20 protein-coding genes are annotated in these 25,908 nt (G+C 69.0%); all 20 read left to right on the forward strand.

Annotation, left to right across the window (positions count from 1 at the left end; all coding sequences use genetic code 11):
- Positions 1-224 precede the first annotated feature (224 nt).
- The 20 genes from CLV54_RS00855 to CLV54_RS17850 all read left to right on the forward strand — a co-directional run bounded on the left by CLV54_RS00855 (position 225) and on the right by CLV54_RS17850 (position 25,885).
- Positions 225-1,748 (forward strand): sugar ABC transporter ATP-binding protein, encoded by a 1,524-nt coding sequence (locus tag CLV54_RS00855; RefSeq protein ID WP_100343068.1) that lies wholly within the window; start codon positions 225-227, stop codon positions 1,746-1,748.
- Positions 1,745-2,788, forward strand: a complete 1,044-nt coding sequence (locus CLV54_RS00860; protein WP_100343069.1) for an ABC transporter permease — start codon at positions 1,745-1,747, stop codon at positions 2,786-2,788. The genes CLV54_RS00855 and CLV54_RS00860 overlap by 4 nt, the downstream gene beginning before the upstream one ends.
- The gene (locus CLV54_RS00865; RefSeq protein WP_100343070.1) at positions 2,781-3,848 is read left to right on the forward strand and encodes an ABC transporter permease; all 1,068 of its coding nucleotides are present in this window, start codon (positions 2,781-2,783) and stop codon (positions 3,846-3,848) included. The genes CLV54_RS00860 and CLV54_RS00865 overlap by 8 nt, the downstream gene beginning before the upstream one ends.
- 60 nt (positions 3,849-3,908) lie before the next feature.
- On the forward strand, positions 3,909-4,970 hold the full coding sequence (gene rhaS, locus CLV54_RS00870; protein ID WP_100343071.1) for a rhamnose ABC transporter substrate-binding protein: 1,062 nt from the start codon (positions 3,909-3,911) through the stop codon (positions 4,968-4,970).
- Between the two features lie 109 nt (positions 4,971-5,079).
- On the forward strand, positions 5,080-5,451 hold the full coding sequence (locus CLV54_RS00875; protein ID WP_100343072.1) for an L-rhamnose mutarotase: 372 nt from the start codon (positions 5,080-5,082) through the stop codon (positions 5,449-5,451).
- Positions 5,452-5,527: 76 nt separating this feature from the next.
- Positions 5,528-6,694, forward strand: a complete 1,167-nt coding sequence (gene rhaI / locus CLV54_RS00880; RefSeq protein ID WP_100343073.1) for an L-rhamnose isomerase — start codon at positions 5,528-5,530, stop codon at positions 6,692-6,694.
- A gap of 102 nt (positions 6,695-6,796) precedes the next feature.
- Positions 6,797-8,833, forward strand: a complete 2,037-nt coding sequence (locus tag CLV54_RS00885; protein ID WP_100343074.1) for a bifunctional aldolase/short-chain dehydrogenase — start codon at positions 6,797-6,799, stop codon at positions 8,831-8,833.
- A gap of 179 nt (positions 8,834-9,012) precedes the next feature.
- Positions 9,013-10,473 (forward strand): rhamnulokinase, encoded by a 1,461-nt coding sequence (locus CLV54_RS00890; RefSeq protein WP_100343075.1) that lies wholly within the window; start codon positions 9,013-9,015, stop codon positions 10,471-10,473.
- Positions 10,474-10,668: 195 nt separating this feature from the next.
- Entirely contained in the window at positions 10,669-11,421 is a 753-nt protein-coding gene (locus CLV54_RS00895) for a DeoR/GlpR family DNA-binding transcription regulator (RefSeq protein ID WP_157802750.1), read from the forward strand.
- Positions 11,418-12,929: a xylulokinase gene (locus CLV54_RS00900; protein ID WP_100343077.1), complete on the forward strand. Its 1,512-nt coding sequence runs from the start codon at positions 11,418-11,420 to the stop codon at positions 12,927-12,929. Before CLV54_RS00895 ends, CLV54_RS00900 begins: the two co-directional genes overlap by 4 nt.
- Entirely contained in the window at positions 12,926-13,990 is a 1,065-nt protein-coding gene (locus CLV54_RS00905) for a 2-hydroxyacid dehydrogenase (RefSeq protein WP_100343078.1), read from the forward strand. The genes CLV54_RS00900 and CLV54_RS00905 overlap by 4 nt, the downstream gene beginning before the upstream one ends.
- Positions 13,987-14,721, forward strand: coding sequence for an SDR family NAD(P)-dependent oxidoreductase (locus tag CLV54_RS00910; protein WP_100343079.1), 735 nt, complete (start codon positions 13,987-13,989; stop codon positions 14,719-14,721). Before CLV54_RS00905 ends, CLV54_RS00910 begins: the two co-directional genes overlap by 4 nt.
- A gap of 62 nt (positions 14,722-14,783) precedes the next feature.
- Positions 14,784-15,800 carry a substrate-binding domain-containing protein gene (locus CLV54_RS00915; protein ID WP_100343080.1) on the forward strand — a complete coding sequence of 339 codons (1,017 nt, stop codon included), beginning with the start codon at positions 14,784-14,786 and terminating at the stop codon, positions 15,798-15,800.
- A gap of 1 nt (position 15,801) precedes the next feature.
- Entirely contained in the window at positions 15,802-17,337 is a 1,536-nt protein-coding gene (locus CLV54_RS00920; protein WP_100343081.1) for a sugar ABC transporter ATP-binding protein, read from the forward strand.
- On the forward strand, positions 17,334-18,413 hold the full coding sequence (locus tag CLV54_RS00925; protein WP_100343082.1) for an ABC transporter permease: 1,080 nt from the start codon (positions 17,334-17,336) through the stop codon (positions 18,411-18,413). The genes CLV54_RS00920 and CLV54_RS00925 overlap by 4 nt, the downstream gene beginning before the upstream one ends.
- A gap of 95 nt (positions 18,414-18,508) precedes the next feature.
- Positions 18,509-20,545 (forward strand): bifunctional aldolase/short-chain dehydrogenase, encoded by a 2,037-nt coding sequence (locus CLV54_RS00930; RefSeq protein WP_100343083.1) that lies wholly within the window; start codon positions 18,509-18,511, stop codon positions 20,543-20,545.
- A 185-nt stretch (positions 20,546-20,730) separates the two neighbouring features.
- Entirely contained in the window at positions 20,731-21,657 is a 927-nt protein-coding gene (locus tag CLV54_RS00935) for a 2-hydroxyacid dehydrogenase (RefSeq protein WP_100343084.1), read from the forward strand.
- A gap of 301 nt (positions 21,658-21,958) precedes the next feature.
- Positions 21,959-22,708: a FadR/GntR family transcriptional regulator gene (locus CLV54_RS00940; RefSeq protein ID WP_100343085.1), complete on the forward strand. Its 750-nt coding sequence runs from the start codon at positions 21,959-21,961 to the stop codon at positions 22,706-22,708.
- A gap of 52 nt (positions 22,709-22,760) precedes the next feature.
- Positions 22,761-24,161 (forward strand): alpha-hydroxy acid oxidase, encoded by a 1,401-nt coding sequence (locus CLV54_RS00945; protein WP_100343086.1) that lies wholly within the window; start codon positions 22,761-22,763, stop codon positions 24,159-24,161.
- Positions 24,162-24,367: 206 nt separating this feature from the next.
- Complete coding sequence (locus CLV54_RS17850; protein ID WP_245861198.1) at positions 24,368-25,885, forward strand: M23 family metallopeptidase; 1,518 nt, start codon at positions 24,368-24,370, stop codon at positions 25,883-25,885.
- Positions 25,886-25,908: the final 23 nt, after the last annotated feature.

Here is a 25,908-nt window from a genome sequence, read left to right on the forward strand (position 1 = left end):
CGCGACCCGGGCCGGCCACCCGTCGACTCCGGCCGCCGGAAGCGCGCCGACGCGCGGCGGGGCCCGTTCGGGGGACGTTCCGATAACGAATTCGCTATCGTCGCCGCACTGACTTGACATCATCCGGGCGCCGCCGTAGATTTCTCACGTTCGTTCGAGTTAAAACGATTCAATCGTTCTCACACTCCACTCAGCTCCTCATTGCGGAGGTTAGGTCCAGATCAATGACGATTAGCCCCAGTACCACCGGCTCACCAGCCCTGGAGCTCCGAGACGTCGCCAAGTCCTTCGGCTCGGTCGTGGCGCTCCGCTCCGGAACGCTCGCCCTGCACAGCAACTCGATCCACGCTCTCGTGGGCGAGAACGGCGCCGGCAAGTCCACGCTCGTGAAGATCATCGCCGGGCTCTACCAGCGCGACGCCGGGATCTTCACCCTCGAAGGCCAGCCCGTCGACTTCAAGTCGACCGCGGAGTCCAAGGCCGCGGGCATCGCGGTCATCTACCAGGAGCCCACGCTCTTCCCCGACCTCTCGGTCACCGAGAACGTCTTTATGGGGCGCCAGCCCACGGGCCGCTTCGGCCGCATCGACCGCAAGGCCATGCGCACCGAGGTCGTCGGCCTCTTCAAGCGCCTCGGCGTGCGCATCGACCCCGACCGCCCGGCAGAGGGCCTCTCGATCGCCGACCAGCAGATCATCGAGATCGCCAAGGCCATCTCGCTCGACGCCAAGGTGCTCGTCATGGACGAGCCGACCGCCGCGCTCAGCGGCGTCGAGGTCGACAGGCTCTTCGCCGTCGCCCGCAGCCTGCGCGACGAGGGCCGCGCCCTCCTCTTCATCTCCCACCGCTTCGACGAGGTCTTCGACCTCTGCGACACCATCACGGTCATGCGCGACGGCGAGTACATCTCGACCGACGCGATCGCCGACACCAACGTCGACGAGATCGTGCGCCGTATGGTCGGCCGCGACGTCACCGACCTCTTCCCCAAGCAGGAGGCGGCGATCGGCGGTGTGCTGCTCGAGGTGACCGGCCTCCGCTCGGCGGGCGTCTTCAACGACATCAGCTTCCAGGTGCACGCGGGAGAGATCGTCGCCCTCGCCGGGCTCGTCGGAGCCGGCCGCAGCGAGGTCGCCCGCGCGATCTTCGGCGTCGACCCCTACGACGGCGGAAGCGCGACGATCGACGGCAAGAGGATCCCGCCGAGGAACCCCTCGGCCGCGATGGGACTCGGGCTCGCGCTCGTCCCCGAGGATCGCCGCAAGCAGGGCCTCGTGCTCGACTCCTCCGTCTCGCGCAACATCACGATGGCCATCCAGCGCCAGCTCGCGAAGCTCGGCCTCATCACCTCGGGCATCGAGAACGCCTCGGCGCAGATCTGGGCGAGCCGGCTCGAGGTCAAGGCGAGCGCGCTCGACACCGTCGCCGGAACCCTGAGCGGCGGAAACCAGCAGAAGGTCGTGCTCGGGAAGTGGCTCGCCACCGACCCGCGGGTGCTCATCATCGACGAGCCCACCCGAGGCATCGACGTGGGCACCAAGTCCGAAGTCCACCGCCTGCTCTCCGAGCTCGCCGGCCAGGGCATGGGCATCCTCATGATCTCGTCCGAACTCCCGGAGGTCCTCGGCATGGCCGACCGCGTGCTGGTCATGCGCGAGGGTCGGATCACCGCGGAGATCGATCGTGCGAACGCGACCTCGGAGACGGTCATGTTCGCAGCCACACACGCAACGGAGCAGCACTCGTGACCACCACACTCACGCCACCCCCGACCCGCACGCCGAACGCCTTCGCGCACGGCCTCGGCACGTTCCTGCGTGCCCGGGAGACCGGCATCCTGATCGCGCTCGTGCTCGTGGTGCTCGTCACCACGGTGAAGAACCCCAACTTCATCTTCAGCGCCGACGGATGGCGCGACCTCCTGCTCACGCCGTCGATCCTCGTGCTCGTGGCCGTCGGCCAGGCGATCGTCATCATCACCCGCAGCGTCGACCTGTCGGTCGGCTCGATCCTCGGACTCACCGCCTACCTCACCGGCCGGCTCTTCCTCGACCTCCAGGGCATCCCAATCATCGTGGTGTTCCTGGCGGGCATCGTCTTCGGCGGTCTCCTCGGGGTGATCAACGGCATGCTCGTCGCCTATGCGAAAGTGCCCGCGCTCGTCATCACGCTCGGAACCCTCTACGCATATAGAGGTATCAACGTGCTCTGGGCGGGCAGCGACCGGATCAACGCCTCCGACATGCCGAAGGACTTCCTGGCTCTCGGTACCGGGTCGATCCTGAGCATCCCGCTGCTGACGATCATCGCCCTCGTGGTGCTCATCGTGGCCGCCTGGTACATGAAGAACATCCGCGGGGGCCGCGAGTTCTACGCGATCGGCTCCGACCCGGCGGCCGCAGAGCTCTACGGGCTCAAGGTCACCAAGCGCATCATCATCGCGTTCATCGCCTCCGGCGCCCTCTCCGGTCTCGCCGGCGTGCTCTACGCGGCACGCTACGGCACCATCAACTCCCAGGCGGGCAGCGGCTTCGAGCTCGATGCCGTCGGCGCGGCGGTGATCGGCGGTGTCGCGATCTTCGGAGGCAGCGGAACCGTCTGGGGCGCCGCGATCGGCGCCGTGCTCCTCCTCACCATCAACAGGGCTCTCCCGATCATCGGCGTCCCCGACTTCTGGCAGCGCGCCGTCGTCGGCGTGCTCATCATCGGGGCGATCGTGCTCGACCGCCTGCTGGCCCTCCGACAATCTCGCAAGCTCCTCGAGGCGAGGGAGTACTCCGATGACTGACACCACCACCGACCCCAGGACTGCCGAGACCGTGCGCAGCTACAAGAACTACAGCCAGCCGCTCTGGCGTCGTGTCCTCTTCACCCGCGAGGCCGCGATCATCGGGCTGCTCATCGTCGTGATCATCGTGGCCGCGGCCTCGGTGAAGAACTTCGGCACCCCGATCACGATGACCTACCTGCTGCTGGATGTCGCGCCCATCCTGCTCATCGCCCTGCCGATGACCCTCGTGATCATCACGGGCGAGATCGACCTCTCGGTAGCGAGCGTCGTCGGCCTCAGCAGCGTGCTGCTCGGCATCCTGCACCAGGCGGGCCTGCCCATCGAGGTCGCCGGGCTCATCGCGCTCGTCGCCGGCGCTCTCGGCGGCGCGCTCAACGGCTTCCTCGTGACGGTCGTGGGCCTGCCCTCGCTCGCCGTCACGATCGGAACGCTCGCGCTCTACCGCGGTCTCGCGGTCGGCCTGCTCGGCACGACCGCGGTCACCGACTTCCCCGAGTTCTGGACCGACCTCGCGAAGGCGAAGATCGGCGAGACGGGCATCCCCGTCATCATGATCCCCTTCGTCGTGCTCGCAATCGTGTTCGCGATCGTGCTGCACTTCACGCCGTTCGGCCGCGGGGTGTTCTCGATCGGCCTCAGCTCCGAGGCCGCGACCTTCTCGGGCGTCAACGTCAACCGCACGAAGTTCATCCTCTTCGTGCTCACCGGCACGGTCTCGGCCCTCGCCGGCATCTACTACACGCTCCGGTTCGGCAGCGCCCGCGGCGACAACGCGACGGGGCTCGAGCTGAGCGTCATCGCGGCCGTGCTCCTCGGCGGCGTGTCGATCTTCGGCGGTCGTGGGGCCATCCACGGCGTCATCGCCGGCGTGCTCCTCATCGGGGTGCTCGCGAGCGCCCTGCGCCTCGCGAACGTCACCTCCGATGTCATCAACATCATCACGGGAGTGCTCCTCGTGCTCTCGGTGGTGTCAACAAGCTTCCTGGCTTGGCTGCAGAAGAAGCGGCTGAGACCCGGAGGGATAAAACGAGCAGGGATCTCCGCAGCCAAGGTGTAGATCCCACCCCTCGCGTCGATGCAATCACATCGGCTTACGTCAATGAAAGGAAGAACAACGATGTTGTTTCAGAAGCTCCGCTCGGGCAAGGCCCGAGCCGGCGCGGTCGCAGCTCTCGCTGTGAGCATCGCCCTTGTCGCCACCGGTTGTGCCTCGAACGGTTCCACCAGTGACTCGAGTGAAGGCGGCGACAGCGGAAGCGGCGACGCCAACCTGTCCATCACCTTCCTCCCGAAGAACCTGGGCAACCCGTACTTCGACACCTCGGACGCCGGCGGCCAGAAGGCCGTCGAGTCCTTCGGCGGCACCTTCGCCGAGGTCGGCCCCGCAGAGGCCAGCCCTGACGCCCAGGTCAGCTACATCAACACCCTGACCCAGCAGGGCGTCGGCGGCATCGTCGTCTCCGCCAACGATCCCAAGGCCATCTGCGACGCGCTCAACGAGGCACGCGACGCCGGGGTCAAGGTCGTCACCTTCGACTCCGACACCAACCCCGAGTGCCGCGACATCTTCGTGAACCAGGCCGACTCCGCCGGCATCGCACAGGTGCAGGTCGACCTCATCGCCGAGCAGATCGGTGACGCGGGCGAGATCGCGATCCTGTCGGCCGCGGCCAACGCGACCAACCAGAACGAGTGGATCGACCTCATGAAGGAAGAGCTCGCGGCCAGCCACCCGAACATCACGGTCGTCGACACCGTGTACGGCGACGACGACGACCAGACCTCGTTCGACAAGACCGCGGCGCTGCTCCAGACCCACCCCAACCTCAAGGGCATCGTCTCGCCCACGACGGTCGGCATCGCGGCGGCGGCTCGCTACCTGCAGACCTCCGACTTCAAGGGCAAGGTCGCACTGACCGGTCTCGGCACGCCGAACCAGATGCGCGACTACGTCGAAGACGGAACCGTCACGGCCTTCGCGCTGTGGAACCCGGCCGACCTCGGCTACCTCTCGGCTTTCGCCGCGAAGGCGCTCATCGAGGGCACCATCACGGGCGCCGAGGGCGACACCTTCGACGCGGGCGACCTCGGCGAGTACACGGTCGGCGCTGACGGCGTCGTCCTGCTCGGCGACCCGTTCGTGTTCGATGCAGACAACATCGGCGACTTCGACTTCTAAGCCGCCCTTGTGAAGGAAGTCCGGCCGGCGGAGGTGGTCCGCCGGCCGGACCTCACCACACCGACCACCACACGAGTTTTCCGACGCATCCGCGGGAAGGACAGGCGACATGCACAGAGTGTGCTTCCAGCTGCAGGTCAAGGCCGACCGCATCGCCGAGTACCGCCTGCGTCACGCGGCCGTCTGGCCCGACATGCTCCACGCCTTGAGGTCGACGGGCTGGAACAACTATTCGATCTTCCTTCGGCCCGACGGACTGCTCATCGGGTACTTCGAGACGCCCTCCCTCGAGGAGGCGCAGGCCGGAATGGCCCGCACCGATGTCAACGACCGCTGGCAGGCGGAGATGGCCGAGTTCTTCGTCGACCTCGGGGAGGCGAAGCCCGACGAGGGCTTTCTCGTGCTCGATGAGATCTTCCACCTGGAGGATCAGATTGACTCCCTCGGCGCCGGGGGTTACAGTCGACCGACGCCCGATTGAAACGATTCATAATCCGAATCACCGGATGAGCTCCACAGCAGACACCAACCCACCACCACAGAGAAGTGACCAGCACATGACCACCTTCACCTCCATCGCCGCTCGACTCGAGGGTCAGGCAATCGAACTGCCTTCGTGGGCGTTTGGAAACTCGGGCACCCGGTTCAAGGTCTTCACGACCCCGGGCACGCCGCGCTCGGCGGAAGAGAAGATCGCCGACGCCGCGACCGTCAACCGCCTCACCGGCCTCGCGCCGACCGTCGCCCTGCACATCCCGTGGGACCAGGTCGACGACTTCGCCGCCCTCGGCCGCTTCGCGAACGACCACGGCGTCTCGCTCGGCACGGTGAACTCGAACACCTTCCAAGACAACGACTACAAGTTCGGCAGCCTCACCCACACGGATCCCGTGATCCGCCAGAAGGCGATCGACCACCACTTCGCGTGCATCGACATCATGAACCAGACCGGCTCGCGCGACCTCAAGATCTGGCTCGCCGACGGCACCAACTACCCGGGCCAGGGCGACATGCGCGGTCGGCAGGATCGCCTCTCCGACTCGCTGCAGCAGATCTACGCCCGCCTGAGCGACGAGCAGCGCCTCGTGCTCGAGTACAAGTTCTTCGAACCCGCTTTCTACCACACGGATGTCCCGGACTGGGGCACCTCCTACGCCCAGGTCTCGGCGCTCGGCGACAAGGCCATGGTCTGCCTCGACACGGGACACCACGCCCCCGGCACCAACATCGAGTTCATCGTCATGCAGCTGCTGCGCCTCGGCAAGCTCGGCTCCTTCGACTTCAACTCCCGCTTCTACGCCGACGACGACCTCATCGTCGGCGCGGCGGACCCGTTCCAGCTGTTCCGCATCCTCGTCGAGGTCGTGCGCGGAGGCGGCTACGGCCCCGGCAGCCCGGTCGCTTTTATGCTCGACCAGTGCCACAACATCGAGGACAAGATCCCCGGCCAGATCCGCTCCGTGCTCAACGTGCAGGAGATGACCGCACGCGCCCTCCTCGTCGACACCGAGGCTCTGACGGTCGCGCAGGAGGCCGGTGACGTGCTCGGCGCCAACGGCATCCTCATGGACGCGTTCTACACCGACGTGCGCGCCGACCTCGGCGCCTGGCGCGAGGAGCGCGGCCTGCCCGCCGACCCGATGGCCGCATACGCGGCATCCGGCTACCAGCAGAAGATCGCAGAAGACCGCGCCGGCGGAACCCAGCTCAGCTGGGGCGCCTGACACCCCTGATCTGCCGCAAAGTCGCGTCGTGAGCGGCTTTGCGGCAAGCCACCATCCCGAGTCACCCAGTCCGAAGTCAGAAGAGTCACAGAGAGACGAGACATGACGAACCCCGCTGCGGCCGAACTGATCGCCCGCTCGAACCGTTTGGGCGCAGACCCCAAGAACACGAACTACGCCGGCGGCAACACCTCAGCCAAGGGCGTCGAGACCGATCCCGTCACGGGCGAGCCGGTCGAGCTCATGTGGGTCAAGGGCTCCGGCGGAGACCTCGGCACCCTGACGGAGTCGGGCCTGGCCGTTCTGCGCCTCGACCGCCTGCGCGCGCTCGTCGACGTCTACCCCGGCGTCGACCGCGAGGACGAGATGGTCGCGGCCTTCGACTACACCCTGCACGGCAAAGGCGGGGCGGCCCCGTCGATCGACACCGCCATGCACGGGCTCGTCGACGCCGCGCATGTCGACCACCTGCACCCCGACTCCGGCATCGCGATCGCGACGGCCGCCGACGGCGCCGAGCTGACAGCCCAGGCCTTCGGCGACAAGGTCGTGTGGGTGCCCTGGCGTCGTCCCGGCTTCCAGCTGGGCCTCGACATCGCGGCGATCAAGCGCGACAACCCGGCGGCGATCGGCGCCATCCTCGGCGGTCACGGCATCACGGCCTGGGGCGACACCTCCGAGCAGGCCGAGGCCAACTCGCTCTGGATCATCGACACCGCGCAGAAGTTCATCGCCGACAACAGCAAGGCCGAGCCCTTCGGCCCCGCGCTCGACGGCTACGGCGCGCTGGTCGAGGCCGAGCGCCTCGCCAAGGCGGCTGCGCTCGCCCCCGTCATCCGCGGTCTCGTCTCGACCGACAAGGCCCAGGTCGGTCATTTCACCGACGCCGATGTTGTTCTCGATTTCCTGGCTTCGGCCGAGCACCCGCGTCTCGCCGCCCTCGGCACGAGCTGCCCCGACCATTTCTTGCGCACGAAGGTCAAGCCGCTCGTGCTCGACCTGCCCGCCACCGCCTCCATCGAGGAGTCGATCGCGCGCCTCGACGAGCTCCACACCGCCTACCGCGCCGACTACCAGGCCTACTACGACCGCAACGCCGTCGAAGGCTCCCCCGCCATCCGCGGCGCCGACCCCGCGATCGTCCTCATCCCCGGCGTGGGCATGTTCTCCTACGGCGCCAACAAGCAGACCGCACGCGTCGCCGGCGAGTTCTACATCAACGCCATCAACGTCATGCGCGGCGCCGAGGGCCTCTCCACCTACTCCCCCATCGACGAGGCCGAGAAGTTCCGCATCGAGTACTGGGCCCTCGAAGAGGCCAAACTCGCCCGGATGCCGAAACCGAAACCCCTCGCCTCGCGCATCGCACTCGTCACCGGCGCCGCCTCCGGCATCGGCAAGGCCATCGCCACCCGCCTGACCGCGGAGGGCGCCTGCGTCGTCATCGCCGACCTCGACCTCGAGAAGGCTCAGGCCGCGGCCGCGGAGCTCGGCAACGCGGATGTCGCGATCGGCGTGCAGGCGAACGTCACCGACGAGGCGCAGGTGCAGGCGGCGGTCGACGCAGCCGTGCTCGCCTTCGGCGGTGTCGACCTGATCGTCAACAACGCCGGCCTGTCGCTGTCGAAGTCGCTGCTGGAGACCACGGTCGCCGACTGGGACCTGCAGCACAACGTCATGGCCAAGGGATCCTTCCTGATCTCCCGCGCCGCCGCGAAGGTGCTCATCGACCAGAAACTCGGCGGAGACATCATCTACATCTCCTCGAAGAACTCGGTCTTCGCCGGCCCGAACAACATCGCCTACTCGGCGACGAAGGCCGACCAGGCGCACCAGGTACGCCTGCTGGCCGCGGAGCTCGGCGAGTACGGCGTGAAGGTCAACGGCATCAACCCCGACGGCGTCGTCCGCGGCTCCGGCATCTTCGCCGGCGGCTGGGGCGCCAAACGCGCCGCCGTCTACGGCGTCCCCGAAGAAGAACTCGGCGCCTACTACGCCCAACGCACCCTCCTCAAACGAGAAGTCCTCCCCGAGAACGTCGCGAACGCCGTCTTCGTGCTCTGCACGAGCGACCTCTCCCACACCACCGGCCTCCACATCCCCGTCGACGCCGGCGTGGCAGCGGCGTTCCTCCGCTAACCCCACCACCCCAAATACAGGAGATCCACCCCCACGGCGGCGAGAACCGGACACCAACCCGCCCCCACCGTGACAACTCCTGCAATCGGGAACACAACACCAATCGCCCAACGGATGCCACACTCAGAGCTATCAGTTCTCACCGCTGACACCACCAGAACCCGGGAGGCCGTTCTCCGATGGACACCGTAGCCGCCGTCGACCTCGGCGCCTCGAGCGGACGGGTGATGCTCGGCCATGTCGGCCACAACGAGCTCAGCATCCGGCCGGTCGCGCGCTTCCCCAACAACCCCGTGCGCATCGCCGATGGGCTGCACTGGAACATCCTCGAGCTCTACCGCAACGTGATCGGCGGGCTCTCGGCCGCGACGCGCGAGGAGCCCGGCCTCGTGAGCATCGCCGTCGACTCCTGGGCCGTGGACTACGCGCTCATGCGCGACGGCCGGATGCTCGGCACCCCATACCACTACCGGGACGATCGCACGGCCGCCGTGATCGACGCCGTGCACACCCGGGTGGATCCCGCCGAGCTCTACACGAGCAACGGCCTCCAGTTCCTGCCCTTCAACTCGCTCTACCAGCTCGCCGCCGATCAGGCGGCGAGCACCCTCGAGCTCGCCGACTCCTTCCTGCTCATCCCCGATCTGATCAACTTCTGGCTCACGGGCCGGCGGTTCGCCGAGGCGAGCAACGCGTCCACCACGGGGCTGCTGGCCGTGCGCGACATCCCGGGCGGGCCGCTCGCGCAGCCCGGGCCGCACTGGGACGACGCCCTCATCGAGAGGCTGGGTCTGCCGCGCAGCATCTTCCCGCCGCTGCTCACGGCCGGCTCGACGGTCGGGGCGCTGTCGCCGGCCGTCGCCGCGGAGATCGGCGCCGGCCCCCGCCTCCAGGTCACGGCCGTGGGCTCGCACGACACGGCCTCTGCCGTTGTGGCCGTCCCCATGGCTTCGGATGCCGCGGCCTACATCTCGAGCGGAACCTGGTCGCTCGTCGGGGTCGAGCTCGATGCCCCCGTGCTGAGCGACGCCGGCCGTCTCGCCAATTTCACGAACGAGGGCGGCGTCGACGGCCGGGTGCGCTACCTGCACAACGTCATGGGCCTGTGGCTGCTGAGCGAGTCGGTGCGCGTCTGGGGCCGCACGGGCGAGCAGATCGACCTGCCGCTGCTCATCAAGCAGGCGAGCGAGGTCACCACCCCGGTCGCCGTCTTCGACGCGGACGACGTGCGCTTCCTGCCTCCGGGCGACATGCCGCAGCGCATCGCCGAGTACTGCCACGAGCACGATCTGCCCGTTCCGGCCAGCCGGGCCGAGTTCGTGCGGAGCATCATCGAGAGCCTGGCCGCGGCCTACGCCCGCGCCATCCGCACCGCCGGGGAGCTCAGCGGTCGCACCGTCGACGCCGTGCACATCGTGGGCGGCGGCTCGCAGAACACCCTGCTCTGCCAGCTGACGGCCGACCGCACGGGGCTGCCCGTGCTCGCCGGACCCGTCGAGGCCACCGCCATCGGCAATGTGCTCGTTCAAGCGCGCACCGCCGGGCTCGTGCACGGCGACCTCGAGTCCTTGCGCGCCCTCGTCGCGCAGGCCTTCCCGCCCGTGCGCTACGAGCCCTCGCTCGCTCGCGTCCGGCGCTGACCTCGGCGGTCTTCGCCCGAGTCGCCGGCGACATCCTCCTCGCGCACCTCGGCGTTTGCGAGCATTGACACTTGCGCGCAATGTTAGTTCCTGTTAGAACTATCACTACCGAACATTCCAGATCGACGGATTCTCGGTAAAGCGTGAGCAGACTGGCCTCTCGGTCTGCGCTTTTCAGTGTTGAAAGGTGTGAAGATGATCGCCAGTTCTGTGGATGCCGAGACCAGGCGCACACAACTGCACGCCCTGCTCGAGCGCGACGGCTCCCTCATCCTCACCGACGCCGCGGAAGCGTACGGCGTCAGCGAGATGACCATCCGCCGCGACCTCTTCGAGATGGAGCAGGCCGGCCTCGCCCGCCGCGTGCGGGGTGGCGCCGTCGCCGTCGGCCCCCAGCTCTTCCAGCGCCGCCAGCAGAAGGAGGCGGAGGCCAAGCGGATCATGGCCCTCAAGATGCTCCCGCTCCTGCCGAAGACGGGCGCGATCGCCATGGACGCCTCGTCCACCGTGCACCGGCTCGCCGTCGAGATGCCGGCCGCAGACCTCACGGTGCTCGTCTCGGGCGTCGAAGCCTTCTCCGTCCTCAGCACCAAGGCCGAGATCCGCGCGATCCTCTCCGGCGGCGAGCTCGAGCGCACAACAGGCGCCCTCGTCGGGCCCGTCGCCCAGCGCACCATCCGCGACTTCGTCTTCACCCGGGCCTTCATCTCCCCCACCTGCATCGACGCCGAGCTCGGGGCCACCGAGTCCACCGCGGACGGTGCCGAGGTGAAGCGCACGATGCGCCTCGCGACCCGCTCCCTCGTCGTCGCCGCAGACTCGACCAAGCTCAACGAGGCGGCCACCGCCCGCTCGCTCGAGCTCGCCGACATCGACATCCTCGTGACCGAGCTCGACCCCGCCGACCCCGCGCTCGACGCCTTCCGCGGCCACGTGGAGCTGTTGTGACCGTCTTCCTCGGCATCGACGTGGGCACGACGACCGTCAAGGCGTCGATCGTCGACGACCAGGCCCACGTGCTCGCCGAGGCGTCCATCGGCTACCCCACCTCCTTCGTGCGCACCTCCTGGGTCGAACAGGACCCGCAGGCGTGGTGGACGGCGACCCTCACCGTGCTCGCACGCCTCGCGAGCGAGGCCGGGCGCGAGGTCATGGCGGCCGTCGCCGGCATCAGCGTGAGCTCGCAGGCCCCGACCCTCCTGGCCCTGGACGCCGCGGGCTCGCCCGTGCGCCCGGCGCTCATCTGGATGGACCGCCGCGCCGAAGCCCAGTGCGACGCCCTCGCCGCCGAGTTCGGCCGCGACGAGTACCTCGCCGTCACCGGCAACCGCATCGACCCCTTCTTCGTCGCCCCCAAGCTCCTGTGGCTGAGCGAGAACGAGCCCGCGAGCCTCCGGCGGACGGCGGCCTTCGTGCAGATCAACGGCTACATCGTGTTCCGCCTCACCGGCGCGCTCAGCATGGACGAGCAGCACGCCTCGCTCCTGGGGCTGCGCGACATCCACAGCGGAGAATGGTCGCAGCCGCTCCTCGCCGCGACCGGGGTGCGAGCCGAGCTCTTCCCGGCGATCTCGGCGGCCTCCGACGTCGTGGGGCACGTGACTCCCGCCGTCGCCGCGGAGACCGGCCTTCGCTCGGGCACCCCCGTCGTCGCCGGCACGGTCGACAGCGCCGCCGCCGCCCTCGAGGCCGGCGTCGTGCGCCCCGGGCAGGGCGCCGAGATGACCGGGACCTCGACCGTCGTGACACTCCCCGTCGAGAGCCCCCTCCCTCAGGCCGAGTTCATCACGATGGCCTCGGCGCTGCACGGGCAGTGGCTGTACCTCGCCGCCATGGTCGCGACAGGGGCGAGCCTCACCTGGCTGCGCACGCTGACCGCGCCCGGGGCGGACTTCGCCGAGCTGACCCGGGATGCCGCACAGCTGCGTGCCGGCGCAGGCGGCCTCGTCTTCCTCCCCTACATGATGGGCGAGAGGTCGCCGCTCTGGAACACCGCGGCGCGGGGCATGTTCCTCGGCCTCACCCTGAGCACCGACGTGCCCCAGCTCACCCGGGCCGTGCTCGAGGGCACCGCCTTCGCGCTGCGCCACAACCTCGACGTCGCACAGGGCCTGGGCGTCCGGCCGGCCGAGCTGCGGTCGACGGGCGGCCCCGCGGGGAACGATCTCTGGTGCCAGATCAAAGCGGATGTCACGGGCATCCCGATCGTCAGGATGCACGCCCCGACGGGCGCGACCTTCGGCGACGCGATGATCGCGGCCGCCGGGACGGGCCACCTCGACGATCTGGCCGCCGCCGTCGACGAGAACGCGACGATCGACCGCGTCTTCGACCCGAACGACCGCGACGCACAGCGCTACGACGAGCTGTTCGACGTGTACCGCAACAGCTACGAGCACCTCAGGGGCGACCTCGACGTGCTCGCACGACTCTCGACCCCGGAGGCCACCGAATGACCACGACCCTGTTGACCGCACGATTCGACACCGGGGAACGACAACGGCTCGAGGCGGCGATCGGCCCGGTCGACACCGCGGGCTTCGGCGTCGACGGCATCGTTATGCCGCACGAAGAGCTGCTCGGCCGGGTCTCCGGGCTCACACGCCTGCTCGTCGAGTTCGAGCAGATCGACGAGCAGGTCCTCGACGCCGCTCCCGACCTCACGGTCGTGGCGTGCTGCCGCAACGAGCCGGGCGCGAGCGTCGACATCGAGGCGGCCACGGCGCGCGGCATCCCCGTGCTCTTCACCCCCGGCCGCAACGCGACGGCCGTCGCCGAATACACCCTCGGTCTTATGATCGCCGCCACGAGGGGCATCGCCTCCGCGCACCACGCCCTCCGCCACACCGACGCGTTCACCGCGCAGCCGACAGGCGATGCGGACTCGCGACGGGATGCCACGGCGCAGTGGTCGCTCGACCCCGGCGCCCCCTTCGACACCTACCAGGGGCCCGAGCTCTCGGGGCGCACCCTCGGCATCGTCGGCTTCGGCATCATCGGCCGCGAGATCGCGCGCCTCGGCCGGGCCTTCGGGATGTCCGTGCTCGTCTACGACCCCTACGTCACGCCGGGAGCACTCGAACAGAACGACGTCCGTGGCGTCGGCCTCGCCGAGCTCGCCGCCCGCAGCGACATCGTCACGGTCGCCGCGAAGGTCACCCCGGAGAGCAGGGGGGTCGTCTCGCGCACGTTCTTCGAGGCCATGCGGCCGAACGCCTACTTCGTCAACACCGCCCGCGCCGCGCTCGTCGACTACGACGCCCTCGTCGACGCACTCCGCTCCCGCTCGATCGCCGGCGCGGCCCTCGACGTCTACCCGGTCGAGCCGCTGCCCTCCGACTCCCCCCTGCTGTCGCTCGACAACGTCGTCCTCTCGCCGCACCTCGCGGGTGCGAGCACCGACGTCGTGCGCCACCACTCCCGTCAGCTGGTCGACGACATCCTCCGGATCGAACGCGGCGAGCGTCCCCGCTTCCTCGCCAACCCCGGCGTCTACGCCGCGGAGGCGACAGCATGAGCCGCATCGCCATCGTCACGGGTGGGGCCGGCACCCTCGGCTCGGCCATCGCGACCGAGCTCGTGGACCGCGGCCACCGTGTTGTCGTCGCCTTCCGCAGCCGCGCCGACGAGGCCGCGCAGCTCGTGGCCGCGCTGGGCGGCCCCGAGCACGCGGCGGCCGTGCACGCCGACCTCGCGCAGCAGGGCGCCGCGCGCACGATCCTGGATGCCGCGACCGCGGCCTTCGGAGTCCCGACGATCCTCGTCAACAACGCGGGCGTTATGACGAGCGCGACGGTCGAGACGATGAGCGACGAGCTCTGGGACGAGAGCATCGGCATCAACCTCACCTCGGCGTTCCGGCTCGCCCGCGAGGTCATCCCCGGGATGCGCGCGGAGGGCGGGGGCCGCATCGTCAACGTCTCCTCCCAGGCCGCCTACCGTGGCTCCGTCGGCCGCGCCCACTACGCCGCCGCCAAGGCGGGGATGCTCGGGCTCACCTACTCGCTCGCCCGTGAGCTCGGCCCGGACGCGATAACCGTCAACGCGGTCGTGCCCGGCCGTTTTATGAGCGACATGCTCGCAACGCACATGACAGGCAAGGAGGAGGCCTGGCTCGAGGGCACGCCCCTCGGCCGTTTCGGCCTCCCCGCCGAGCTCGCCAGCGCCGTCGGCTACCTCAGCTCCGACGACGCCTCCTACATCACCGGAGCCGCGTTGCAGGTGGGCGGTGGCCTCGTGATGGGTTAGCGAACCGAACCACCCCAGCCCGAACACCACACAGATCTCATGAACTCAACGAGGAGCAATCAATGAAACACAGAAGTCTTCTGACGGCGCTCACGGTCGCAGCCGCGGCATCCGCCCTCATCCTGACCGGGTGCTCGAACTCCGCCGACGCACCGGCGGCCGACCCGGGCAGCACCGGCGCCGGGGACGGCCCCATCAAGATCGGCTACATCGTCAAGCGCGGAACCGACACCTTCGCGAGCGATCAGGTCGACGCGGCGAAGGCGGCCGCCGCCGAGGCGGGCGTCGAGCTCGTCACCGCCGACGTCAAGCAGGACACGGGCCTCACGATCAGCACGGTCAACCAGATGATCGCCAGCGGCATCCAGGGCCTCATCATCGTGGTGCCCGACCAGGCGATCGGCCCGCAGGTCCTCGAGCTCGCCGCGGCGAAGGGCATCCCCGTGCTCGCCTCCGACGACCCGATCAAGGATGCCGCCGGCAAGGCCGCACCGTTCATCGGACTCGACGGGGTCGCCCTCGGCACCCAGGCCGGCGAGCAGATCCTCTCGATCCTCGACGAGCACCCCGACTCGACCCCTGAGAACACGGCGTTCGTCGTGGTGAGCCAGAACAGCGTGAGCGCGTGCACGGAGCGCACCGGCGCGGCCATCGACGCGTTCAACGCGGGCGGCGGCGAGGCCAAGGCGACGTACATCGACGTTCCGCACGACGGCACGCTGCAGACGGCGGTCACCGCCATGAGCGCGACGATCACCCAGAACCCGAACATCACGAACTGGTACATCACGAGCTGCAACGACGACGGTGTCGCCGGGGCACTGCGCGCGCTCGAGGCGAAGGACGTCACGAAGGACAACTCCTTCGGCATCGGCATGGACGGCTCCCTCGCCTGCACCGAGCTCGCGAAGGACAACGGCTTCGTCGGAGCGAACTACGTGTCCTTCAAGACCAACGGCCAGATGGCGTTCGACTCCATGTATGCGTTCCTGAAGGACGGCACCGCGATCCCGGCGAGCCAGAGCATTCCCGGCCCGCTGATCACTCGCGACAACAAGGCAGAGCTCGCAGGCTGCTGACATGACGATCATCGACGAGCAGCGGAGGGCGGGGGCGCCGGCCCCCACCCTCTCGCTCCGCGACATCCGCAAGCAGTTCGGGCCGGTGAAAGCCCTCCAGGGCATCTCGCTCGAGTTCCACGGGGGCGAAGTGGTCGGGCTGCTCGGCGAGAACGGCGCCGGCAAGTCGACACTGCTGCGCACGCTGTCGGGCGACTACCAGCCCGACAGCGGCCAGCTGTTCATCGACGGAGAGGAGATCGTCTTCCGGTCCCCTCGCGAAGCCCACGAGCACGGCATCCACGTCGTGTACCAGGAGCCGGAGCTCGTGCCCGAGCTCACCGTCGCCGAGAACCTCTCCCTCGGCTCCCTGCCCTCGCGGGCCCACCTCGTCTCCCCCCGGGAGACGCTCGAGGTGGCCCGCCGGCTGATCGAGGAGCAGGGCTTCGGCGGCACACTCGACCCCGACCAGCTCGTGAGCAGCTGCAGCCCGGCGCAGCGCCAGTGCATCGAGATCCTCAAGGCGGTGCGCGACAACGTGCGGTTGCTCTGCCTCGACGAGCCCACCTCATCGCTCTCCGAAGACGAGTCGCAGAGGCTGTGGGCACTGATGGAGAGGCTGCGCAGCACGGGCACGGCGATCATCTACGTCTCGCACCGGATGGCCGAGATCATACGACTCTGCCAGCGGGTCGCCATCATGCGCGACGGCGAGCTCGTCGCGGAGAGCGAGGCGGGCGAGCTCACCGAGGCGGACATGATCCGGATGATGGTGGGCCGTCCCCTGAGCCGGATGTTCCCCTCGCGCGAGACGGAGGCGGGCGCTGTCATCGTCGAGATGCACGGCGTCACGACCTCGCACGTGAGCGACATCGACCTGCACGTGCGGGCCGGCGAGATCGTGGGACTCGCGGGCCTCGTCGGCGCCGGCCGCACCGAGGTCGCGCAGGCGCTCTACGGTATGGACCCGATCCTCGCCGGCAGCATCGCCGTCGAGGGCAGGACGATGCGGCTGAGCACCCCGGCGCAGGCCATCAAGGCCGGGATCGGCCTCTCACCGGAGGACCGCAAAGGCCAGGGCCTGTTCCTGGAGCGCAGTGTGAGCGACAACATCAGCCTCACACGACTGCGCAGTCTCAGCCGTTTCCACGTCGTGCGGCGCGCCGCCGAGAGCGAGCTCGTCGCCGGGATGATCAAGCGGATGCGTGTGAAGACGCGCACCCCCGAGTCGCTCGCGCGCACACTCTCCGGCGGCAACCAGCAGAAGGTGCTGCTCTCGCGCTGGGTGGCGGTCAAACCGAAACTCCTGATCCTCGACGAGCCGACCCGCGGCATCGACGTCGGGGCGAAAGCCGAGATCTACCACCTGATCGACGAGCTCACCCGCGACGGGATGGCGGTGCTCATCATCTCCTCCGAGATGCCCGAGCTGATCGGCCTCGCCGACCGCATCCTGGTCATGCGCGAGGGCCGGATCGTCGGGCAGCTCGCAGGAGACGAGGCAACAGAAGAAGACATCCTCAGGCTCGCCCTGGGATCCGATGAGGAGCAATCATGACGAACCAGACGGTCGACGCCCCCACGTCGCCACCCACCCCGGCACAGGAGGGCTCGCGCTTCTCGCGAGGAGTCCTCTCCGCACTCAAGAGCCCCAACGTGAGCCTCATCATCGCTCTCATCGTGCTCATCGCGATCCTGACGATCCTGCGGCCCTCGACGTTCCTCAGCTGGGACAACCTGCTGAACATCGCCGTCGCCTCGGTGCTCGTCGGGCTGTGCGCGCTCGCGCAGACGCTCGTCATCCTGACCGGCGGCATCGACATCTCGATCGGCTCGACGGTCGGGCTCTCGAGCGTCGTGTGCGCGCTCGTGGCGGCGCAGTCCTCGGACGCGGGCTCCGGCATCCTCGCGATCCTCACCTCCATCGCGGTCGGCGCCGCGTGCGGCATCTTCAACGCCGTTGTCATCACGATCGGGCGGGTGAGCCCCCTCATCGCGACGCTCGGAACGTTCACGGCCTTCCAGGGCCTCAACTACATCGTGACCGAGGGCCGTTCGACGGCCGTGCTCAACCGCACGCTCAACGACATCAACTCGATCCAGCTCGCGGGCATCCCGCTCCCTGTGGTGATCCTCGTCGTCGCAATCATCGTGTTCGCGGTCTTTATGAAGTACACCGACTTCGGCCGCAACATCTACGCGGTCGGCGGCAACCCGACCGCGGCCCGCCTCGCCGGCATCAACGTGCGCCGGTACCTCTTCGGCATCTACACACTCGGCGGTGTGGTGGGCGGCCTCGCGGGCGCGATCCTCACCGCCAAGCAGGGCGCGGGCATCCCGGCATCCGGGGCACCCGATCTCGCGCTGCTGTCGATCACGGCCGTCGTCCTCGGCGGCGCGGCGCTCACCGGCGGTGTGGGGACGATCTTCGGAACCGTGCTCGGTGTGCTCATCCTCGGGGTGCTCGAGAACGGGCTGCTCCTGCTGAACGTGAGCGCCCTCTACCAGCCGGTGCCCCGGGGCCTCCTGCTCATCATCGCCGTGCTGATCCAGCAGTGGAGAGGGCAGATCGACCTGCGGACGCTCTTCCGCGGGCGCCCGCTCGCGACACGTCCGGCCCCGCCGACCTCCTGACCGCGCAGAACCCTTCCGACATCCGAGAACCTTCCGCGGAGCCGCGTTGTGAGCCGCTCCGCGCTGGATATGACAACCACCAAGAAAGACGTGAGATGACGAATCCTGTTGCTGTTGAGTTGATTGCTCGCTCGAATCGTTTGGGTGCTGATCCGAGGAATACGAATTATGCGGGGGGTAATACCTCCGCCAAGGGCGTCGAGACCGATCCGGTGACGGGTGAGCCGGTCGAGTTGCTGTGGGTGAAGGGTTCTGGGGGTGATCTGGGCACTCTGACGGAGTCGGGTCTGGCGGTGTTGCGTTTGGATCGTCTGCGTGCGCTCGTGGGTGTGTATCCGGGTGTTGATCGTGAGGACGAGATGGTGACGGCGTTCGATTACACGTCGCATGGGAAGGGCGGGGCGGCTCCGTCGATCGATACTGCGATGCACGGGTTGGTGGATGCTGCGCACGTGGATCATCTGCATCCGGATTCGGGGATCGCGTTCGCGACGGCCGCCGACGGCGAGGAGCTGACCGCGAGGGCGTTCGGCGACAAGGTGGTGTGGGTGCCGTGGCGTCGTCCCGGCTTCCAGCTCGGCCTGGACATCGCGGAGTTGAAGCGGGACAACCCGCAGGCTGTTGGGGCGATTCTGGGTGGTCATGGGATCACGGCGTGGGGGGACACCTCTGAGGAGGCGGAGGCGAACTCGTTGTGGATCATCGACATCGCGCAGAAGTTCATCGAGGACAACTCGAAGCCGGAACCGTTCGGTCCTGTCCTGGAGGGTTACGGTCCGTTGTCTTCTGAGCAGCGTTTGGTCAAGGCTGCTGCTCTGGCCCCGGTGATTCGTGGTCTGGTTTCCACTGACCGGGTTCAGGTCGGTCATTTCACCGACGCCGATGTTGTTCTCGATTTCCTGGCTTCGGCCGAGCACCCGCGTCTCGCCGCCCTCGGCACGAGCTGCCCCGACCATTTCTTGCGCACGAAGGTCAAGCCGCTCGTGCTCGACCTGCCCGCCACCGCCTCCATCGAGGAGTCGATCGCGCGCCTCGACGAGCTCCACACCGCCTACCGCGCCGACTACCAGGCCTACTACGACCGCAACGCCGTCGAAGGCTCCCCCGCCATCCGCGGCGCCGACCCCGCGATCGTCCTCATCCCCGGCGTGGGCATGTTCTCCTACGGCGCCAACAAGCAGACCGCACGCGTCGCCGGCGAGTTCTACATCAACGCCATCAACGTCATGCGCGGCGCCGAGGGCCTCTCCACCTACTCCCCCATCGACGAGGCCGAGAAGTTCCGCATCGAGTACTGGGCCCTCGAAGAGGCCAAACTCGCCCGGATGCCGAAACCGAAACCCCTCGCCTCGCGCATCGCACTCGTCACCGGCGCCGCCTCCGGCATCGGCAAGGCCATCGCCACCCGCCTGACCGCGGAGGGCGCCTGCGTCGTCATCGCCGACCTCGACCTCGAGAAGGCTCAGGCCGCGGCCGCGGAGCTCGGCAACGCGGATGTCGCGATCGGCGTGCAGGCGAACGTCACCGACGAGGCGCAGGTGCAGGCGGCGGTCGACGCAGCCGTGCTCGCCTTCGGCGGTGTCGACCTGATCGTCAACAACGCCGGCCTGTCGCTGTCGAAGTCGCTGCTGGAGACCACGGTCGCCGACTGGGACCTGCAGCACAACGTCCTGGCCAAGGGATCCTTCCTGATCTCCCGCGCCGCCGCGAAGGTGCTCATCGACCAGAAACTCGGCGGAGACATCATCTACATCTCCTCGAAGAACTCGGTCTTCGCCGGCCCGAACAACATCGCCTACTCGGCGACGAAGGCCGACCAGGCGCACCAGGTACGCCTGCTGGCCGCGGAGCTCGGCGAGTACGGCGTGAAGGTCAACGGCATCAACCCCGACGGCGTCGTCCGCGGCTCCGGCATCTTCGCCGGCGGCTGGGGCGCCAAACGCGCCGCCGTCTACGGCGTCCCCGAAGAAGAACTCGGCGCCTACTACGCCCAACGCACCCTCCTCAAACGAGAAGTCCTCCCCGAGAACGTCGCGAACGCCGTCTTCGTGCTCTGCACGAGCGACCTCTCCCACACCACCGGCCTCCACATCCCCGTCGACGCCGGCGTGGCAGCGGCGTTCCTCCGCTAACCCCACCACCGGAGCACCACCCCACCCAATGCAGGAAACCCACCCCCACGGCGGCGAGAACCGGACACAAAACCCGCCCCCACCGTGACAACTCCTGCAATCGGGAACACAACACCCCCACTCAGCCGGCGGGAACCACACCCAGAGCCACACGCAGAACCCGACGCCACGGATAGATTGGAAACATGGCCTCCCCACTCCTCGTCAGCGTTCCCGGTTCCAGCCTGCGCGACGCCCTCGGCGATCTTCCCGACGGTGTCGAGCTCATCGAATGGGACATGGCCTCACCGCCGCCGACGGACACGATCGACATCGTCGTGCCGCCGTACATGGGGGCGATCCGTGCGCTCGGCGCTCTCGAGGGCGTCACGACCCGTCTTGTGCAGAGCCAGTCGATCGGCTACGACGGGGTGGCTGAGATGCTGCCGCCGGGACATCGTTTCGCGAACGCGGCGACCGTGCACGAGACCGCGACGGCGGAGCTGACCCTCGCGCTCATCCTCGCGTCGCAGCGCGGCATCCCCGACTTCGTGCGCGCGGCCGAGCGCGGCGAGTGGGCGCCCGCGCGGCATCCGGGCCTCGCCGACCAACACGTGCTCATCATCGGCTACGGCGGTGTCGGCAAGGCGATCGAGGACCGTCTGCTGCCCTTCGAGACGACCGTCGAGCGGGTGGCCCGCACGGCGCGGCACGACGAGCGGGGGCCGATCCACGGCATCAGCACGCTCCCCGAGCTCCTGCCCTTCGCCGATATCGTGATCGTGGCCGTGCCGCTCTCGCACGCGACCGAGCACCTCGTCGACCACCGCTTCCTCTCGCTTATGCCCGACGGCGCACTGCTCGTGAACATCGCGCGCGGGCGGGTCGCTGACACTGACGCGCTGCTCGAGCACGCGACATCCGGCCGCCTGCGTCTCGCCCTCGATGTGACGGATCCCGAGCCGCTGCCGACGGGCCACCCGCTCCTCGCCCTGCCCAATGTGCTCGTCTCGCCGCACATCGGGGGCGCGACGAACGCGATGATGCCCCGGATGGCGCGCCTGCTGCGCGAGCAGATCGAGCGGATGCTGCGCGACGAGTCCCCGCTCAACGTGGTCCTCGAGGCCCGCTGACCCTCGCCCCCTCTCCGCCGACTCCGTCGACTCCGTCGGCTTCTTCGGCTTCCCAGATGCAGGAGATTCGGCCCAGGCTAGGTCGATTCGCGACAGAAACCTGCCCTGACCGGAAAAACTCCTGCATTTGGGGAGGGGCGGTTGTTGTGGGCGCTGCGCTATAGTTGTGGTCTGACCATAGTGGTCTGACCACATAGCCTCACGGAACCACAGCGTCTCACCACGAGACCACAGCCCACAAGCCCACAAGCCCACAAGCCCACAGAGCCTCACCACAGTGCAGCGGAAGGAGCCCACGTCAATGGCCGACAGCCCGCGCGCGTGGGAGACCGTGCTGGCCCACATCGAGTCGGCGCTCATCGACGGCAGCCTGCGTCCCGGCGACCACCTCCCGCCCGAGCGCACCCTCGCCGCCGAGCTCGGGGTCGGCCGCTCGAGCGTGCGGGAGGCCCTCCGGGTGCTCGAAGTGCTCGGCCTCATCCGCACCCAGACCGGCTCCGGCCCGCACGCGGGCGCGATCATCGTCGCCACCCCCTCCGGCGGTATGAGCGCGCTCATGCGCCTGCAGGTGGCCGCGAACGGCTTCGCGGTGCAGGATGTCGTGGCCACCCGACTCCTCCTCGAATCGGCTATCGCGGCCGACCTCGCCACCCGGGGCGGCGACCTCGCGGGCAGCCGCCAGCTCCTCGACGCCATGCAGTCCGACACCCTCACGGAGGCCGAGTTCCTCGCCCTCGACGCGCAGTTCCACGTCTCCCTCGCCGAGGCTTCGGGCAACGAGGTCGTCGCCGCCATGATGGCGGGCCTGCGCAACTCGATCGAGAGCTACGTGCTCGCCGCCGCGGAGCGGCTCGCGGACTGGGCAACGACCTCGGCCCGGCTGCGACAGGAGCACACGCACATCCTCGCCGCGATCGAGGCGCGCGACGCGGCATCCGCCCGCCGGCTGCTCCACGACCACATCGCGGGCTACTACGCCGAGACCCAGGTGCCCCGCATCCCTCCGGCGCCCCTCGCCGATTCCCGGCTCGCCGGGAGGACGCCCCACTGACCCACCGGCCGCACCCGCGGCATCCCACCCTCAGCCAGCAAAGGAAAGCCCCATGGTCCAACGTCGAATCCCCAAGGTGCGCGACCTCGCACCGCTCATGCAGTTCAAGAAGCCGGAGCTCAACGCGAAGAAGCGCCGGCTGGATGCCGCACTCACCATCCACGACCTGCAGAAGATCGCCCAACGCCGCACCCCCCGCGCCGCCTTCGACTACACCGAGGGCGCCGCCGAGGGCGAGATCAGCCTCAAGCGCGCCCGCCAGGCCTTCGAGGACATCGAGTTCCACCCCTCGATCCTGCGCGACGTCTCCTTCGTCGACACGAGCCGTGAGGTGCTCGGCGCCCCCGTCGCGCAGCCCTTCGGCATCGCGCCCACGGGCTTCACGCGCATGATGCAGACCGAGGGCGAGATCGCCGGCGCCGGCGCCGCGGGGGCCGCGGGCATCCCCTTCTCCCTCTCGACCATGGGCACCTCGGCCATCGAGGACGTCAAGGCCGCCAACCCGAACGGCCGCAACTGGTTCCAGCTCTACATGTGGAAAGACCGCGACCGCTCGATGGCGCTCGTCGACCGCGCCGCGAAGGCCGGCTTCGACACCCTGCTCGTGACCGTCGACGTGCCCGTCGCCGGCGCACGCCTGCGCGACAAGCGCAACGGCATGTCGATCCCGCCGTCGCTCACCCCCAAGACGATCATCAACGCGATCCCCCGCCCCGAGTGGTGGATCAACTTCCTCACCACCGAGCCGCTCGCCTTCGCCTCCATCGACCGCTGGTCGGGCACCGTCGCCGAGCTGCTCGACACCATGTTCGACCCGACCGTCGACTTCGAGGATCTGAAGTGGATCAAGGAGCAGTGGCCCGGCAAGGTCGTCGTGAAGGGCGTGCAGAGCATGTCGGATGCCCGCAAGCTCGCCGAGATCGGCGTCGACGGCATCACCCTCTCCAACCACGGCGGACGCCAGCTCGACCGCGCCCCCATCCCCTTCCACCTGCTGCCCCAGGTCGTGCGCGAGTTCGGCTCCGAGTACGAGGTGCACCTCGACACGGGCATCATGTCGGGCGCCGACATCGTCGCCTCCGTGGCACTCGGCGCGCGCTTCACGATGATCGGCCGCGCCTACCTCTACGGGCTCATGGCCGGCGGGCGCGAAGGCGTCGACCGCACCATCGAGATCCTCTCCGACCAGATCGCCCGCACGATGCGGCTGCTCGGCGTCGCGACGCTCGACGAGCTCACCCCCGAGCACGTCACCCAGCTGCAGCGCCTGACGCCCATCGCGCGCCCGGCCGCCGAGGCCGGCGAGATCGCGACGGCCTCGCGCCCGACGACGATCCGCTCCCCTCGGGCCACCGCGAGCCGTTCTGCCGCAGCCAGGCCGGCCGCGACGAAGCCCGCGCGAGCGAAGGCATCGGCGGCGAAGGCGGCCGGCACGGAGGCGCCGAGCGCGTAACGGATCCTGCGGCATCCTCTCGCCGAACCCGCGGGTTCGCGAACGGCCCCGAACGACGACCGGCCACTGCGGCCGGCGACGTTCGGGGCCGTCTTCGCGCGGGCGAACGCGGGTGAAAACCGTGGTGAACGGTTCCTGAGATTTCTTCGGTCATCGGCGTCGAAGGAGTAGGGTCGAACAAAACCTCTCTACCCCGAGGAGACCCCATGGCGCACTCGCTCGCCACCGCGAGCCTGTTGGTCATGTCTCTGCTCGCCCTGGGAGGCACACCGGCGGCCTTCGCCCAGGGCGTAGCGGGTGCTGAGTCCGCTCGGGTGTCGAGCTGGTCGGCCGAAGCCGGTGACGACGGTGTGCAGGATGCCTCGTCGATCCTCTTCGCGACCGAGGAGACGCCGTCCTCCGAGCCGCCGGCGACGGACGCCCCCGGCACCGAGTCGCCGACCCCCGAGCCCGACGGAACCGAGCCTCCCGCGACCGAGCCTCCGGCCACTGAGCCGCCCGCGACGGATCCTCCGGCGACCGAGCCGCCCACCACCGACCCGCCGACGACCGAGCCGCCCAGCACCGACGTGCCGAGCACCGATCCTCCCACCACGGGCACCCCCACGCCGGAGCCCTCCGGCTCGAGCACTCCGACTCCCCCGCCCGCCACCCCGGGGCTCCCGACGGTGACCCCGGAGATCCCGGGCTCGACGCCGGCCGCGACCGCTCCGGGCGCCGAGCGCACATCGCTGAGCGCCGACACCGCGGCGAGCGTCGCGAAGCTGCTCGTGCTGCGCCAGCGCATCGACTCCGGCCGGGTCGCGATCACGACCGCCGAGAAGGCCTACGACGCCGGCCAGACCGCCCGCACGACCGGGCTCGACCGGGCACGCCGGCTCGACCGCGACGCCGCGACAGCGCTCAAGCAGTCCCAGCAGGCCGCCGGCACCTACGTGCGGATGCTGCGCGAAGGCCTCACGGCACCCGGAACGCTCGACGTGCTCTTCGCCGCCGACGACGCCAGCCTGCTGCACGACCTCGCGTCGGCCGACCGTCTCGCCCGCCTCTCGGAGCACCCGGCCAGCGTGAGCGAACGGGTCGTCGCCTACCGCGAGGAGTCGAAGAACCTGACCGCCCGCGCGGAGCAGACCCGCACCGCCGCGAACGAGATCCCCCTCGACCAGCTCGCCGCAGCCGTCAACGACGCGCACAAGAACGTGACCGACCTCGAAGACCAGCTCGCCGAGGTCACGGCCATCGAGTCGGCCTCCAGCCAGGTGCGCGCCTTCGCGAACCTGCCGACGGATGCCGGTCAGCTGAGCGAGCAGGGCTGGGCTCTCCCCACCCGCGGCCGCATCAGCGACGGCTACGGACTGCGCCCGAACCGCCCGCTGCCCGACGTCAACGAGTTCCACAGCGGAACCGACGTCGCGGCTCCCTGCGGCACCCCGATCTACGCGGCGACCGCCGGAACCGTCGTGCAGGCCCAGCCCGAGGGCACCCTCGGCAACTGGATCATGATCGACCACGGCTCGGGCATCAGCACGGGCTACGGCCACATCGCCAACGGCGGCACCGCCGTCGCCGTCGGAGCCCAGGTGCAGGCGGGCCAGGTCATCGCGATCGTCGGCAGCACGGGCGCATCGACCGGATGCCATCTGCACTTCGAGGTGCACATCGACGGCGTCGCGATCGACTCGGTGCCGTTCCTCGCGGCGCGCGGTGTCGCCCTCGGCGGCTGACCCGCCCGCTCATCCCGGCCATC

This window comes from Compostimonas suwonensis (assembly GCF_002797855.1).
GTDB classification, from domain to species: domain Bacteria; phylum Actinomycetota; class Actinomycetes; order Actinomycetales; family Microbacteriaceae; genus Compostimonas; species Compostimonas suwonensis.

Excerpts from the sequence above, each read along its gene's own strand:
- rhaI (WP_100343073.1), top strand. The coding sequence starts at position 5,528 with ATGACCACCTTCACCTCCATCGCCGCTCGACTCGAGGGTCAGGCAATC.
- CLV54_RS00905 (WP_100343078.1), top strand. The coding sequence starts at position 12,926 with ATGACCACGACCCTGTTGACCGCACGATTCGACACCGGGGAACGACAA.
- CLV54_RS00920 (WP_100343081.1), top strand. The coding sequence starts at position 15,802 with ATGACGATCATCGACGAGCAGCGGAGGGCGGGGGCGCCGGCCCCCACC.
- CLV54_RS00940 (WP_100343085.1), top strand. The coding sequence starts at position 21,959 with ATGGCCGACAGCCCGCGCGCGTGGGAGACCGTGCTGGCCCACATCGAG.
- CLV54_RS00885 (WP_100343074.1), top strand. The coding sequence starts at position 6,797 with ATGACGAACCCCGCTGCGGCCGAACTGATCGCCCGCTCGAACCGTTTG.
- CLV54_RS00875 (WP_100343072.1), top strand. The coding sequence starts at position 5,080 with ATGCACAGAGTGTGCTTCCAGCTGCAGGTCAAGGCCGACCGCATCGCC.
- CLV54_RS00930 (WP_100343083.1), top strand. The coding sequence starts at position 18,509 with ATGACGAATCCTGTTGCTGTTGAGTTGATTGCTCGCTCGAATCGTTTG.
- CLV54_RS00945 (WP_100343086.1), top strand. The coding sequence starts at position 22,761 with ATGGTCCAACGTCGAATCCCCAAGGTGCGCGACCTCGCACCGCTCATG.
- CLV54_RS00935 (WP_100343084.1), top strand. The coding sequence starts at position 20,731 with ATGGCCTCCCCACTCCTCGTCAGCGTTCCCGGTTCCAGCCTGCGCGAC.
- CLV54_RS17850 (WP_245861198.1), top strand. The coding sequence starts at position 24,368 with ATGGCGCACTCGCTCGCCACCGCGAGCCTGTTGGTCATGTCTCTGCTC.
- CLV54_RS00865 (WP_100343070.1), top strand. The coding sequence starts at position 2,781 with ATGACTGACACCACCACCGACCCCAGGACTGCCGAGACCGTGCGCAGC.
- CLV54_RS00915 (WP_100343080.1), top strand. The coding sequence starts at position 14,784 with ATGAAACACAGAAGTCTTCTGACGGCGCTCACGGTCGCAGCCGCGGCA.
- CLV54_RS00890 (WP_100343075.1), top strand. The coding sequence starts at position 9,013 with ATGGACACCGTAGCCGCCGTCGACCTCGGCGCCTCGAGCGGACGGGTG.
- CLV54_RS00855 (WP_100343068.1), top strand. The coding sequence starts at position 225 with ATGACGATTAGCCCCAGTACCACCGGCTCACCAGCCCTGGAGCTCCGA.
- CLV54_RS00925 (WP_100343082.1), top strand. The coding sequence starts at position 17,334 with ATGACGAACCAGACGGTCGACGCCCCCACGTCGCCACCCACCCCGGCA.
- CLV54_RS00895 (WP_157802750.1), top strand. The coding sequence starts at position 10,669 with ATGATCGCCAGTTCTGTGGATGCCGAGACCAGGCGCACACAACTGCAC.
- rhaS (WP_100343071.1), top strand. The coding sequence starts at position 3,909 with ATGTTGTTTCAGAAGCTCCGCTCGGGCAAGGCCCGAGCCGGCGCGGTC.
- CLV54_RS00910 (WP_100343079.1), top strand. The coding sequence starts at position 13,987 with ATGAGCCGCATCGCCATCGTCACGGGTGGGGCCGGCACCCTCGGCTCG.